At 62.8% G+C, this 14,581-nt stretch carries 9 protein-coding genes; 5 read left to right on the top strand and 4 right to left on the bottom strand.

Annotation, left to right across the window (positions count from 1 at the left end):
• The first annotated feature begins 139 nt into the window (after positions 1–139).
• Both HFO99_RS06670 and HFO99_RS06665 read left to right on the top strand, forming a co-directional pair.
• The gene (locus HFO99_RS06670; protein WP_222250635.1) at positions 140–436 is read left to right on the top strand and encodes a hypothetical protein; all 297 of its coding nucleotides are present in this window, start codon (positions 140–142) and stop codon (positions 434–436) included.
• 215 nt (positions 437–651) lie between these two features.
• Positions 652–1,689: a LacI family DNA-binding transcriptional regulator gene (locus HFO99_RS06665; RefSeq protein WP_222300644.1), complete on the top strand. Its 1,038-nt coding sequence runs from the start codon at positions 652–654 to the stop codon at positions 1,687–1,689.
• Between the two features lie 33 nt (positions 1,690–1,722).
• Here HFO99_RS06665 and HFO99_RS06660 read toward each other — a convergent pair whose 3' ends face one another.
• On the bottom strand, positions 1,723–3,015 hold the full coding sequence (locus tag HFO99_RS06660) for an MFS transporter (RefSeq protein ID WP_222360091.1): 1,293 nt from the start codon (positions 3,013–3,015) through the stop codon (positions 1,723–1,725).
• A gap of 141 nt (positions 3,016–3,156) precedes the next feature.
• Complete coding sequence (locus HFO99_RS06655) at positions 3,157–4,356, bottom strand: multidrug effflux MFS transporter (protein ID WP_222360090.1); 1,200 nt, start codon at positions 4,354–4,356, stop codon at positions 3,157–3,159.
• 268 nt (positions 4,357–4,624) lie between these two features.
• Here HFO99_RS06655 and HFO99_RS06650 point away from each other — a divergent pair, with 268 nt between their 5' ends.
• The gene (locus HFO99_RS06650; protein WP_222333807.1) at positions 4,625–5,365 is read left to right on the top strand and encodes a TetR/AcrR family transcriptional regulator; all 741 of its coding nucleotides are present in this window, start codon (positions 4,625–4,627) and stop codon (positions 5,363–5,365) included.
• Positions 5,366–5,397: 32 nt separating this feature from the next.
• On the opposite strand, the gene HFO99_RS06645 is transcribed toward HFO99_RS06650, so the two are convergent.
• Together HFO99_RS06645 and msrA are read right to left on the bottom strand one after the other, a co-directional pair.
• Entirely contained in the window at positions 5,398–5,838 is a 441-nt protein-coding gene (locus HFO99_RS06645) for a response regulator (RefSeq protein ID WP_222360088.1), read from the bottom strand.
• A gap of 231 nt (positions 5,839–6,069) precedes the next feature.
• Positions 6,070–6,774: a peptide-methionine (S)-S-oxide reductase MsrA gene (gene msrA, locus HFO99_RS06640; protein WP_222360086.1), complete on the bottom strand. Its 705-nt coding sequence runs from the start codon at positions 6,772–6,774 to the stop codon at positions 6,070–6,072.
• Between the two features lie 199 nt (positions 6,775–6,973).
• Here msrA and HFO99_RS06635 point away from each other — a divergent pair, with 199 nt between their 5' ends.
• Together HFO99_RS06635 and pbpC are read left to right on the top strand one after the other, a co-directional pair.
• Positions 6,974–12,439, top strand: a complete 5,466-nt coding sequence (locus HFO99_RS06635; RefSeq protein ID WP_222360084.1) for an alpha-2-macroglobulin family protein — start codon at positions 6,974–6,976, stop codon at positions 12,437–12,439.
• Positions 12,439–14,517, top strand: a complete 2,079-nt coding sequence (pbpC, locus tag HFO99_RS06630) for a penicillin-binding protein 1C (protein WP_222360082.1) — start codon at positions 12,439–12,441, stop codon at positions 14,515–14,517. Before HFO99_RS06635 ends, pbpC begins: the two co-directional genes overlap by 1 nt.
• Positions 14,518–14,581: the final 64 nt, after the last annotated feature.

Raw genomic sequence — 14,581 nt, 5'->3', positions numbered from 1 at the left:
CGTCCTTTGGCGTCCGGGGGGACGCACGGCGGTATAATCTCGGGCATGCATGAATGCCTGTCGCAAAGTTTGAACGAACAAACGACTTGCTGCCGCATTTATCTCCTATCGGGGGACGAGTGCCACTGAGGAGAATGTCATGAAGAGAGTTATTAGCAGCCTGTTGATCGCGACGGCCCTTGTTGGATCGGCCATTCAGCCCGCTGCCGCACGTGATCGCCATCACCACAACGACACTGGCCGAGCTATTGCCGGCGGTGTCGCCGCAGGTGTCGTCGGCGGTCTGATCGGTGGCGCGATCGCCAACAGCGGCCCTCGTTACGTCGATGGTCCGCGTTATGTCGAACCCGCGCCGAGGTGCTGGTATGAGGACCGCGATGTCCGCAATCGCTACGACGGCGGTTATCATACCGAAACCGTGCGGGTCTGCGAGTAGCGGCGGGCCGTGCCCTCGCACGGCGGCGTGGTCCATTTTCATCGTCGTCGCTGAGTTTTGCTCCTCAATCGAGGCTGCATACCGCAGCCTCGATTTCGAATGCGGCTGGTTCGCAGTCACTCCCTGTAGTTCCTGACCCCTTCCCACGGCTTTTCGCAGGCGCCATCCTGTGGCAAGAAGGGTTGACGCGTGACCCGGGAGGAAGTTCGACGCAGATGAAGGGAATCCGCCAGCTCGCCGAGCATCTCGACATTTCGATCGGAACGGTGTCCCGTGCGCTGAACGGCAAGCCCGACGTCAACGACGAAACGCGCCGGCGCGTGCTCGCCGCCGCCGAGGAGCTCGGTTACGTCGCAAACCAGTCGGGCCGCAGCCTTCGCCAGGGCATGACCAACGTCATCGGGCTGATGCTCGAGGTGAGCCGCGAGACGGTCGAAAACAGCGACGATTTCTTCCTTGGCGTCACTGACGGGCTGCAGAGCGTTCTTTCCCGCCACAAGCTCGATCTCGTCATGCTGCCCTGCCCCGATGACGAGGACCCGCACGAATATCTGAAACGCATGGTGGCGCGCCGGCTTGTCGACGCGCTGATCATCTCTGCGACACGACGCACCGATCGGCGCATCGAGCTTCTGGAAAAGGCCCGCATCCCCTTTGTAGCGCTCGGCCGCAGCGCGTCGGGCGGCAGCTACACCTGGGTGGATCTCGATTTCGAGGGCGTGGCGACGCGCGGCGTCGACCGGCTGGTCGCCAAAGGTCACCGACGGATCGCCGTGGCTGTCCCCTCCTCCGACATCAATCTCGGCTACCTCTTCTTTGACGCCTACCGCCAGGCACTGCAACGGCACGGCATCCCCTACGACCCGGCCCTCGTCATCCGTGTCAAGTCGAGCGAACAGGGCGGTTATCAGGCCGGCCATGAATTGCTGATGATCGCGCCGCGTCCAACTGCGATCATCCTGATCCATGAACTGATGGCGATCGGGCTTTACCGCCGGCTTGCCGAGGCCGGCGTCGTGCCCGGCCGTGACCTCGCCGTCGTCGGTTTCCGCGAGGAGCCGCGGACGCTTTTCCTGCAGCCGACGCTGACCTCCTTCCGCATGTCGCTGCGCGATCTAGGCGCGCAGCTCGGCGAAACCCTGCTCGCCACCATGCCGGCCTATGCCGATCATTATCCGCAAGGTGCCCGCAACAGGATCTGGCCGCTGGAACTCGTTCCAGGCGAAAGCGACGCTTTCACGCTGCCAACCTGAAGCCCATCGCGCAGATACTTTTGGGTATCTGCATCAGACTCGGCTTGGAGCCGCCTGATGCTCCCTCTGTGACAGCTGACGCGTGACGACGAAGACCAGCAGGGCGCCGACTGCAAGACAGGCCGAGAGAAAGAACATCGGCGCGATCGTGCTGCCGCTCTCATCCTTGATCCAGGGCACGACGTTCTGGGCGACGAAGCCGCCGAGATTTCCAACCGAATTGATGGCGGCAAGGCCCGCCGCAGCCCCCGCGCCCTTGAGGAAACGGGAGGGCAGGCTCCAGAACACCGGTTGGGGTGCGAAGATCCCTGCAGCGGCGACGCAGAGGAAGGCGAATTGCAAAGTGTGGTTCGGGATCAGCGCCGAGAGCAGCAGGCAGGCGGCGCCGATGAAAGCGGGAATGACGATATAGGGCGTCTTCGATTGCGCCTTGTCGGCCATGGCGGGAACGACATAAAGCGCGATCGCGACCAGCACCCAGGGAATGATGTTGAGGAAACCGTTCACCGTGTTGCTGACGCCGAAGGCCTTGACGATGGTCGGCAGCCAGTAGCTGAGACCATAGGCCGAAAGCGGAAAGGCGATATAGCAGAGCGCCATCAGCAGCACGCGTGGGTCGATGAGCGCCTTGAAGCCGTTTCCGGCATTCTCGCCCATGCCGGCATTTTCCGAGGCGAGCCTGCGTTCGAGCCACTGCTTCTCTTCGCCGCTCAGGAAGCTCGCACTTTCAGGCCGGCCAGGAAGATAGAAGAAGGTGACAATGCCGGCAATGACAGCCGGAACACCCGTCGCCATGAACACCCACTCCCAGCCGGCAAAGCCGTAAAGACCGTCGAGATCGAGCAGCACGCCGCCGAGCGGCGCACCGACGGCATTGGCGATCGCGCTGAAGATCATGAACAGCCCGACCATCCTGCCGCGATAGACTGAAGGGAACCACAGCGTCAGCAGATAGAGAACGCCGGGAAAGAAGCCGGCTTCGCAGACACCGAGCAGGAAACGCAGGATATAGAACATCGTCGCGTTTTGCGTGAAGGCGAGCGCGATGGTGACGATGCCCCAGGAGACCAGGATGCGTGCGAACCAGACACGGGCGCCGAGCCTGTCAAGGAAGAGGTTGCTCGGCACCTCGAAAAGAAAATAGCCGATGAAGAACAGCGAAGCGCCGAGACCATAGGCATATTCGCTCATGCCGAGGGCATCGACCATCTGCAGCTTGGCGAAACTGACGTTCTGCCGGTCGATATAGGCGATGAGATAAAGAATGCCGAGAAAGGGCATCAGCTTCCAAGTGATTTTCGAGATCAGCCGCTTCTCGTCGACCATGCGTATCCTCCGGTATGACCATGCTTCGTCATGGCGTAGATAGCGCGGCCTGCCGATAATCAATTGCGCGTTGCATTTTCTCCGGGGGCCGCGACCGATCATTGGGTCGCACCCGGACACCGGGTGCGACCTGTCTTGAGATCATTCGGCAGCGGCGACGGCGGCGCGGCGGCCGATCGTTATCTGCGTCAGCACGAAGGCTGAGAAGGCGCAGAGCGCAATGCCGGCGGCCATCGGAACGGCTGTTCCGTCGAAAAAGACGCTCGATATGACCATGGCGACGGCGGCGATCACGAAATGCAGCGTGCCCATCAGTGACGAGGCGGTGCCGGCGATCTCGCCGTGATCCTCAAGCGCAAGCACTGCGCTCGTCGGGATGACGAGGCCGAGGAAGCCGTAGCCGATGAACAGGAAGGTCGCCAGGACAGGCAGCTGGTTGAAGCCGGAGGCCATCACCACCGCCATCACGACCATCGCAAGCGCGTAAGCGCTGACCGCAATCCGCATGACGCGCACGAGGCCGAAACGCTCGCCGAGCCAGCCCGTGGCCTGCGATACCGCGAAGAAGGACACGGCGTTGATCGAGAAGGCGAAACTGTATTGTGTCGGCGTCAGCCCGTAATGCTGGATCAGGACGAAGGGCGAGTTGGCGAGATAGACGAGAAAGCTCGAAATGCCGAGGCCGCCGATGAAAGTCAGCGTCAGGAAATTGCGGTCGGTTAGCAGAAGGCGGTAAGCCGCCATGGCGCTCTTCAGACCGCTGCCGTTGCGTTCGTTCGCCGAACGGGTTTCGTCAAGCTGGGTGGCGAGCAGGACGAGGCCGATGAAGGCGGCGATCGTCACGGCCCAGAATACGCCGCGCCAGCCGTAGAACTCGATGACGGCGCTGCCTGTCAGCGGCGCGAGGATCGGCGAGATCGAGAAGACCAGCATCAGCAGCGACATCAGGCGCGCGGCCTGCACGCCGGTGTGCATGTCGCGGACGATGGCGCGCGGAATGACCATGCCGGCGGCACCGCCGATACCCTGAACGAAACGGAAGGCGATCAGCGTTTCGATATCGGTCGCCAGCGCACAGCCGATCGAGGCTATGGCGAAGAGGCCGATGCCGAGATAGAGTGGCAGCTTGCGGCCCCACATATCCGACAGCGGACCATAGACGAGCTGGGCGAGCGCAAAGGAGATGAAGAAGGCAAGAAGGGTAAGCTGGGTGACGTTGTTATCGGCGTGGAGGTCCTGGCCGATGGACGGCAGCGCTGGCAGATACATGTCGATGGCGAAAGGCCCGATGGCCGACAGAAGGCCGAGAATGAGGGCAATGCGAAAGAAGGGAGCCGTCATAATGGTGATCTTTCATAATAGCGCAGCGGAGGTACCGGATTGTCGCTTCGCCGCATTGCTCTGAGGGCGCCGTGCGTCCTCTCGGAGGCACAAGGGACGCTCTAAGACTTTAAATGTACGCACCGTGCTTTCCGAAAATCGGTTCCGATTTTCGGGCCAATGCGCCGTTAAATGATAATCGTTCGCGCGAAGATGAAGTTGGGAGCTCATATCTCGGTGGAACCAGGAGTGTCAACAAATTTGGACACGGATGTAAAACTAGACGCCATTGTCTAAAACGTCAAGACGTCTTATCTTCGATCTCATGAAAGATCGCATGACACCGGCAGTCCGGATGACGGGGCATACGCAGCGTGGACAATGCGCCAAGCGCATGTCGATCCTTGATGCCGCGGCCGACGTATTCTGCCGCCAGGGCTTTGCCGGCGCCAGCATCGACGAGATCGCCGCCGTCGCCTGTGTCTCGCGCCAGACGATCTACAATCACTACCGCGAGAAGGAAACGCTGTTCGTCGCCGTCGTCGAAGACGTCATGAACCGCGCCAACGCCATGCTCTTCTCCGTGCTGTCGACCTTTCCGGATCGCGCCGATGATCTGGAAGACGAGCTGACGGCCTTCGCCGTGCGCCTCAACAAGAACTGCATCTGCAACCACGACGGTAAATTCCTGCGCAAACTGGTGCAGACCGAAGGCGAGCGATATCCGCACCTCTTCGAAAGCTGGCGCCAGCAGGGGCCGGGCAAGCTGACTACCGCACTTTCCGCACTTCTGGGGAGGCTTGCCCACAAGCAAGCGCTCGTCATCGACGATTTCGATGTCGCCGCCCGGCAGTTCGTGGCGCTCGGCAATGCCGATCTGCAGATGATGATCCTTCTCGGCGCCACGCCCACCGATGAAGAGCTGGAAAAGGCGGCGCGGAACGCCGTCCATACCTTTCTCAAAGCCTATGGCAAGCCGGAGGTGGAAAAGGCCGGCCAACCGCCGCAGCTCGCAGCCATATCCGGCTGATCAGGCTCTTGTACGATCAGGCTCCCATCCGATCAGGCAAAGACCGTCATTTGTGAGGGTACGACCGCGAACATGCCGACGCGGCGCGCGGCAAGATATTTCACCAACTGTTCGACTACCGAAGGCATGACCGGCTTCTGGACCACGCCGACCGCGCCCTTGACGCCGTCAGCCACCACTTCGGGATTGCCGGTCATGAAGACGACCGCAATCCCATGCTCCTGCGCCAGCCGCCGGCCGATCTCAGGCCCGGTCGGGCCGTCGGCGAGATTGACGTCGACAAAAGCAATATCGGCAAGCGGCGCCAGCCGCAGCGCCTGTTCGCAATCATTCGCAAGGCCCGCAACCTGCATCCCCATGCCTTTCACGGTCGCCTCGAGATCCAAGGCGATCAGGAATTCATCCTCGACAATCAATACTCTCTGTTTCATGAGATCATCTCGTTGCCAGCGCCGCACGACATTGGTGGCCATGATACGTCCCCTTGGTTACGCCTATACTTCGAAAAAGGGATCCGCTCCGGCAGCCTATCCCGATGCGAAACTCATGGCGGTAACGGGCAACTCGACGATATGTTCCGCGGTGGAACGCCGTTTCTTGCATTTAAGATATTGTTAACGTTGATAAATTCTTAAGTGCACAGACTTGGCGCAAAAAAGGCGGCAACATGGCCGCCCCGATAATGCCTGCACCGATAGGGTTAATCAGCCCTTGGCCTTCAGCACGAGGATCGGTTTGCCGCGGTAGTCGGCCGGAAACAGCGACTTCAGGTTCTCGATCTTCGGCAGGTCGTTGTAGACGATATAGGGATAGGTCGGATTGAGCGTCAGGAAATCCTGATGATAGGCTTCGGCCGGATAGAAACCTGTGGCTTCAGACACCTTGGTGACGATCGGCTTCGAGAAGACATGCGCCTTGTCGAGCTGGCTGATATAGCTCTCGGCAACCTTACGCTGCTCTGGATCGGCAACGAACAGCGCCGAACGGTACTGCGTTCCCTGGTCCGGACCCTGGAAATTCAGCTGCGTCGGGTTGTGCGCCACCGAGAAGAAGATCTGCAGCAACTTGCCGTAGCTTACCTGTTTCGGATCGAACTTCACCTGCACGGCTTCGGCGTGACCTGTCGAGCCGGTGCTGACGGTTTCGTACTGCGCCGTTTTGGCGTCGCCGCCGGCATAACCGGAGACGGCGCTCTCGACGCCCTTCACGTGCTGGAAGACACCCTGGACACCCCAGAAACAGCCGCCAGCGAAAATGGCCGTCTCGGTGCCTGGCCCGGCGGCCTCGTCAACGGCCGGCGGCGGAACGGCGACGGCATCTTCGGCCGCGCCTACGGCACACGTACCGAGCGAGAAAAAAATGGTTGCAAGGAGCACGGCAAGGCTCCTGCGGTGGGAAGACGGGGACATGGCGCTACCTCCTGCGATGGTCCAAATCCTTGCTCATCCGTGCAAAAGCCGCAAATCACAAGGCGGTCACTCACGCCAATGTGACAGCCAGACGAAAGCGCCTGTGTGAAGATGAAACAGCGCTCGACTTGAGTTGACAATCTCGCGAGGAGTGAGGACAGTGCCCGCCGGTCAGAGCCAGCATTTCCGGGGGGAAACTATGTCCGTGCGCTCGTTCTTTGTTTTCGCGACACTCGCATTTTCCACGATCGCCATCAGCTTTCCCGCCGCCGCTGCGGACACCAAGCGCGACATCCAGACGATCAAGGACGCCGATTTCTTCGGCTTCGATCTTCGCACCGAACAGAACGTCTCGCTCGATCAGTGCAAAACCTCCTGCATCGGCGACAAGAGCTGCAAGGCCTTCACCTACAATCCCAAGGTGAAATGGTGCTTCCTGAAATCCGATTTCAAGACGATGAACGCCTTCCCCGGCGCCATCGCCGGCAAGATCGTCGAAACGGCCGGCCAGCAGGAGCCGGATATCGGGGCTGCGCCGCGCCTCACCTTCCTGAGCAGCGACCTCATCCAGCAGGCCCATGATTTCAAGGACAATCTCGAACTCGCTGACGACCAGCAGGGCCAGGGCGTCGACAGCCTGACGGCCAATGCCCGCCTCGACCTCACTGCCAACAACCTGGCCGACTCGCTGAAGTCCTTCCATGGGGCGCTGTCGATCACACCTGACGACGCCGATCTCTGGCTCGAAACCGCCCGCGCCGCAGCGTCGCTTGGCAGCGCCGAAAGCAACACAACCGGCCAGGCCGTGCTCGACGCGCTGAACGGCTACGAGCTGACGCGCACCACCGCCAAACGCGCCGAGGCCTTGGCCGTGCTCGCCACTGCGCTGGAGCGGAATGCCAACTACCGCCCGGCGCTCGACGCCTATAAGGCGAGCCTGGCGCTTGTCGGCGCCAAGGATGTGCAGGCGGCCTACCTGCAGCTGAAATCGACGCAGGGCTTCCGCGTCACCGAACACACTGTCGATGCCGACAGCGCCACGCCGCGTGCCTGCGTCACCTTCTCCGAGGCGCTGGTCAAAACCACCGACTACACACCCTTCGTGACGCTGAACGGCGAAGCACCAAAGGCACTCGAAACCAAGGACAAGCAGATCTGCGTCGAGGGGCTGACGCATGGCCAGACCTACAAGATCGCCTTGCGCACCGGCCTGCCGTCGGCCGTCGACGAGGTGCTGGAAGCACCTGTCAGCGTCGACGTCTACATCAAGGACCGCAGCCAGATGGTGCGTTTCACCGGCGACAGCTTCGTGCTGCCCTCGACGGCGCGCCGCGGCATCCCGATCGTCTCGGTCAATATGACCTCGGCCAACTTGAAACTCTACCGTATCGGCGATCGCGCTATAGCGCCGCTGCTGACCAATTCGCAGTTCCTGTCCCAGCTCGACGGCTACAGCGCCCAGAACATTGAGGACCAGAGCGGCGAACTCGTCTGGCAGGGCTCGATCGACATCGCCAACGAACTCAACAAGGACATCGTCACGAGCTTCCCGGTCGACGAGGCGCTGCCCGAGCGCAAGCCCGGCATCTACGTGATGACCGCAACGGCGGCAACCGGCCCCGCGCAGGAGTGGGATTCGCAGGCGACGCAATGGTTCCTGGTCTCCGATATCGGCGTTACCACCTATGCCGGCACGGACGGGCTCAACGTCTTCACCCGCTCGCTCGCCTCGGCAAAGCCGATCGCCGGCGTCGAACTGCAGCTGCTCGCCAAGAACAATGAAGTGCTCGGCACCGCCACCACCGACGAAAACGGCCGCGCCACCTTCACCGCAGGCCTGATCCGCGGCATGGCGGCGCTGACGCCGGCCGTCATTACCGCCAAAAACGGCACGTCGGACTATGTCTTCCTCGACATGACGCGCGCCGGCTTCGACCTCTCCGACCGAGGCGTGACGGGCCGCGCAGCACCCGGCGCGATCGACGTGCTGACGTTTACCGAACGCGGCATCTACCGAGCCGGCGAAACGGTTCATGCTCAGGCACTTGCCCGCGACACTGATGGCAACGCCATCGAGAACCTGCCGCTCACCTTCATCTTCAGTCGTCCAGATGGTGTCGAAGACCGGCGGATCGTCAGCCAGACCAGCAATCTCGGCGGCTATACCATCGATTTCCCGACCCAGGAAAACGCCATGCGCGGCACCTGGACGATGAACATCTATACCGATCCCAAGGGCAGCGCGATCGCCACCAAGAGTTTCCTCGTCGATGATTTCGTCCCTGATCGCACCGACATGGAGATCAAGACCGAGGCCAGGAAAGTCGGTCCGGACACGCCAGCGACGATTACGGTTTCGGGCAAATATCTCTACGGCGCCCCGGCCGCCGGCCTGACGCTTGAAGGCGACGTCGTCGTCAAGCCGACGCGCGAGAGTGCGGCCTACAAGGGCTTCCTCTTCGGCCTCGCCGACGAAGAAGCGAGCGAGGATTCGCGCCTGCCGATCGACGGCCTGCCGGAACTCGACGAGAACGGCGAAGCCTCGACCGACTTGACCATCAGCGACCTGCCGGCAACGACACAGTTGCTCAACGCCACCGTCTATATGCGCATGCAGGAGGCAGGCGGCCGCGCCATCGAGCGCTCCTTGACCATTCCGGTGAAGAACCAGGGCGCTTCGATCGGCATCAAGCCGGAATTTTCCGACGATCTGCCGGAGAACGCGATCGCCAACTTCACGGTGATCAGCGTCAAGGCCGATGGACAGAAGCAGGAGACGAAGGGCCTGCGCTGGAAATTCTATAGCCTCAACCGCGAATATCAGTGGTATCGCGAGGGAATGGCCTGGAAATACGAGCCGGTCTACACCGCCGAGCAGGTCTCCAACGGCAGCGTCGACGCGACGATGGACGGCGGCAAGATCTCCGTGCCGGTGACCTGGGGCCGCTATCGTCTCGAAGTGGAAAGCCCCGATGCCGACGGCCCGACTTCCAGCGTCGAATTCGACGCCGGCTGGTTCGTGACCTCGACCTCGACCGAAACGCCCGACGGGCTTGAGATCGCCCTCGACAAGGACAGCTACAAGATCGGCGAAACCGCCAAGCTGAAAGTCACCTCGCGCTATAGCGGCGAGCTGATGGTGACGGCCGGAACCGAAAAGCTGGTTGCCGTACAGAACGCCACGATCGGCGAGACCGGCGGCGAGGTCGACATCCCCGTTACATCAGACTGGGGTGCCGGTGCCTATGTGACCGCCACGCTCTTCCGCCCCGGCGACGCCCAGGACAGCCACATGCCGATGCGCTCGATCGGCATCAAATGGCTGAAGGTCGATCCTGAACAGCGCGCGCTGCAGGTGACGCTCGCAACACCCGAAAAGATGCTGCCGCGCGGACCGTTGGCTATCGGCCTGCAGGTGGCGGGCGCCGGCGCCAACGAGGACGCCTATGTGACGGTTGCTGCCGTCGATGTCGGCATTCTCAACCTGACGCGCTACGAACCGCCGAACCCGGAAGACTGGTATTTCGGCCAGCGCCAGCTCGGCCTCGAAATCCGGGACCTCTATGGCCGCCTGATCGACGGCTCGCTGGGTGCGACCGGCAAGCTCAGGACCGGCGGTGATGGCGGCGCCATTGCGCTGCAAGCAAGCCCGCCGACGCAGAAGCTCGTCGCTTTCTTCTCCGGGCCGGTGAAGCTCGACGCCGAAGGCAAGGCCAATGTCTCCTTCGACATTCCGCAATTCAACGGCACGGCGCGCGTCATGGCAGTCGCCTGGTCGAAATCAGGCGTCGGCCACGGCGTTAAGGATGTCATCATCCGCGATCCCGTCGTGGTGACCGCAAGCCTGCCGAAGTTCCTCGCCCCCGGCGACAAGGCCAATCTGCGCCTCGACATCGCCAACACCGATGCGCCGGCTGGCGACTACAAGCTGCAACTGACAGGCAATGATTCGGTCGGCATCGAGGAAGCGTCCGCCTCGCAGACGATCCGCCTCGAGGCCGGCGCGAAATCCGAACTGACGCTTTCGCTCATCGGTAAACAGCCGGGCGCCGGCAGCGTCTCGATCAACCTCTCCGACGCTTCCGGCCTTTCGCTCGACCAGACGGTCGACGTGCCGGTGCGCCCGGCCTCCTTGCCGATCACCGAACGGCGGGTGCTGGCGCTAAAGCCCGGGGCAAAGCTCACCGTCGACAAGAACCTGCTCGCCGACAGCGTGCTGCCCGGCGCCTCGATCAGCGTCAATGTCACCCGTTCGGCCGCCTTCGATATCCCAGCCCTGCTGATGACGCTCGACCGCTATCCCTTCGGCTGCGCCGAGCAGACCACCAGCCGGGCGCTGCCGCTGCTCTATCTCGCCGAAGTGGCCAAGCAGGCGGGCATGGAAAACGACGACGATGTGAAGAAGCGCGTGCAGGATGCGATCTACCGCGTCCTCTCCTATCAGGCCTCGGCCGGCAGCTTCGGCCTCTGGGGACCGGATTCGGGCGATGTCTGGCTCGATTCCTACGTCACCGATTTCCTGACGCGGGCCCGCGAAATGAAATACGACGTGCCGGAAAGGGCCTTCGTGCAGGCGCTTGAAAACCTGCAGAACACGTTGTCCTACACAACCGACATCAAGGGCCAGGGCGACCAGATCGCCTATGCCATCTACGTCCTCGCCCGCAACAAGAAGGCTGCGATCAGCGATCTGCGCTACTATGCCGATACGATGATCAACGACTTCCCGACGCCGCTCGCCAAGGCGCATATCGCCGCCGCACTGGCGCTCTATGGTGATGCGCAGCGTTCGAAGAATATTTTCCTCGACGCGCTGCAGATGTCGGAGCAGTCGATGGTGTCGCGCGTGAACCTGTCGCGCACCGACTACGGCACGATCCTGCGCGATGGCGCGGCGATCCTGGCGCTTGCTGCCGAAAGCCGGCCGGTACCGCCGGTCATTCCGGAGCTTGCCAAGGCCGTCACCAAGGAATGGGGCCGCAGCAAATATAAGAGCACCCAGGAAGAGGCCTGGATGCTGCTCGCCGCCCGCGCCATCCAGGGCGGTGACGACGGCCTCAAGGTCGATGTCAACGGCGCGCCGCACACCGGTGCCTACATGGCGAAGATATCAGGTGATGCGCTGAGCGACCATCCGCTGACGCTGACCAACCAGACAGGTGACGCGGTTTCGGCCGTCGTCACCACAGTTGCCGCGCCCACCGTGCCGTTGCCGGCCGGCGGCGACGGCTTTACCATCGAGCGCACCTATTACACACTCGACGGCGAAGAGGCGAATGTCAGCGAGGCGAAGCAGAACGAGCGCTACGTCGTCGTCATCCATGTGCGCGAAACCAACACCTGGCCTTCGCGCATCGTCATCACCGATCTTCTGCCGGCCGGCTTCGAGATCGACAATCCGAACCTCGTCGACAGCGCGCAGATGACGAATTTCGACTGGATCGGCGAGATCTCCGCCGCCCATACCGAATTCCGTTACGACCGCTTCGTGGCCGCCTTCAACCGCGCAGAAGGCGACGAGCGCGAATTCAACGTCGCCTATGTCGTGCGCGCCGTCACCCCGGGCACTTACGACCATCCGGCCGCAAACGTCGAGGACATGTACCGGCCGGAGCTTTCGGCCCGCACGGCAACCGGCAAGATGGAGGTCGTGACGGCGCAATAATGAGGCGGTGGCACAAGTTTGCGATCGGGTCCGCAGCCGGCATCGTTCTTGCCGGCGCGGCTTTCTTCGCGCTCGATGCCGCCGACAAAGCCTTTCCGCCGCCTCTGGACGGGGCGAATGCCGTGTCCGTCGAAGTGCTCGATGCCGATGGGCAATTGTTACGTGCGTTTGCGACGTCGGAAGGCCGCTGGCGGCTGAAGACGGCGGTCTCCGACGTCGATCCGCAATTCCTGCGCATGTTGATCGCCTATGAGGACCAGCGCTTCTACGACCACGGCGGCGTCGACCTCTGGGCGCTCGGGCGCGCTGCCGTGCAACTGGTCAGCAACGGCCGTATCGTCTCCGGCGCCTCGACGCTTTCGATGCAGGTGGCGCGGCTGATCGAGCCGCGCGAAGGACGCTCGCTTTCGGCAAAGCTCCTGCAACTGGCGCGCGCGGTGCAGATCGAACGACGGCTGTCGAAGGAAGAGATCCTCGACCTCTATCTGACGCACGCGCCCTATGGCGGCAACCTGGAAGGCGTGCGCGCCGCAAGCCTTGCCTATTTCGGCAAGGAACCGCGCCGCCTCACGGTCGCCGAGGCAGCCCTGCTCGTCGCCCTGCCGCAATTGCCGGAACGGCGCCGGCCGGATCGCAATCTCAAGGCAGCCGAGGCCGCACGCAAGCGTGTGCTCGATCGGGTGGCGGTCGCTAGAGCCGTTGGTGACGGCGAAGCCGAACGGGCCGAAGGCGTCGCGGTCCCGCCCCAGCGTATGCAATTGCCGGCACTTGCCGCCCATGTCGCCGAAGCAGCACTGCGCAAGGAGCCTGATGTCCTCAAGCATCACACGACGTTGAAGAAACAGGTGCAGCAGGGGCTGGAGGCGGTTGCGCGGGCAGCGGCATTCAAGCTCGGGCCGAAGCTTTCGCTTGCCATGGTGATGGCGGATGCCCAGACCGGCGCGATCGTCGGTGAGGTCGGCTCGGCCGATTATTTCGATGCCAGCCGCTCCGGCTGGATCGACATGACGCGCGTCAACCGCTCGCCGGGCTCGACGCTGAAGCCCTTCATCTATGGGCTGGCCTTCGAGCAGGGCCTGGTATCGCAGGAGACGATCATCGAAGACCGGCCCGCCGATTTCTTCGGCTACCGGCCGCGCAATTTCGACATGAGCTACCAGGGCGACGTCACCGTGCGCGAGGCGCTGCAGCTTTCGCTAAATGTGCCTGCCGTCAAGCTGCTCGATGCCGTCGGGCCGTCACGGCTGATGGCGCGCTTCCGCCGCGCCGAGGTCCGCCCGGTCCTGCCGCCGAATGAGACGGCGGGGCTTGCGATCGGGCTTGGCGGCGTCGGCATCACCCTGAAGGATCTGGTGCAGCTCTATACGGCGCTCGCCAATCGCGGCCAGCCGGCAAGGCTCGGCGACGGCGTCACCGGTGCACCGGGCAAGCTCGACGGCGAACCGCTGCTGGAACCGGTCGCGGTCTGGAACGTCGCCGATATTCTCTCCGGCGTCATTCCTCCCGCCGGCGCGCCACAACGTGGCATCGCCTACAAGACCGGCACCAGCTATGGCTATCGCGACGCCTGGTCGGTCGGCTATGACGGGCGCTATGTGCTCGGCGTCTGGGTCGGACGGCCTGACAATAGCGCCGTGCCGGGATTGACCGGCTATGGTACCGCCGCGCCCATCCTGTTCGAAGGGTTCGCCAAGTCAGGCATCGCGACGACGCCGCTGCCCCGCCCGCCTGCGGGCGCCGTACGCATCGCCCAGTCCGATCTGCCGATCAGCCAGCGGCGTTTCGCCCTCAATGCCAGCGGCCTACTCACCTCCGGCCGCGAGGCCGCGCCGCAGATCATCTATCCGCCCGAGGGCGCTCATGTCGATCTTGGCGCTGGGCAAGGCAACCTGTCCCCGCTGATGCTGAAGCTCCAGGGCGGCCGCGCCCCCTTCCGCTGGCTTGCCAACGGCAAGCCGCTGCCCGACCTCTCCCGCCGGCGCATCCAGCAATGGCTGCCCGACGGTGGCGGCTACTCGAAACTGACCGTCATCGACTCGGCCGGACGCGCCGCAAGCGTCGGCGTTTTCATCGATTGAAGCATCGTTCTTTGCGTGTCTGAATAGAGATGCCCTGCCGGTAAGGGAACAAAAGCCGCGCTGC

The sequence above is a fragment of the Rhizobium leguminosarum genome, from assembly GCF_019798305.1.
In the GTDB taxonomy this organism is placed as follows: domain Bacteria; phylum Pseudomonadota; class Alphaproteobacteria; order Rhizobiales; family Rhizobiaceae; genus Rhizobium; species Rhizobium leguminosarum_U.
This window is presented reverse-complemented; position numbering and strand designations above follow the sequence as displayed.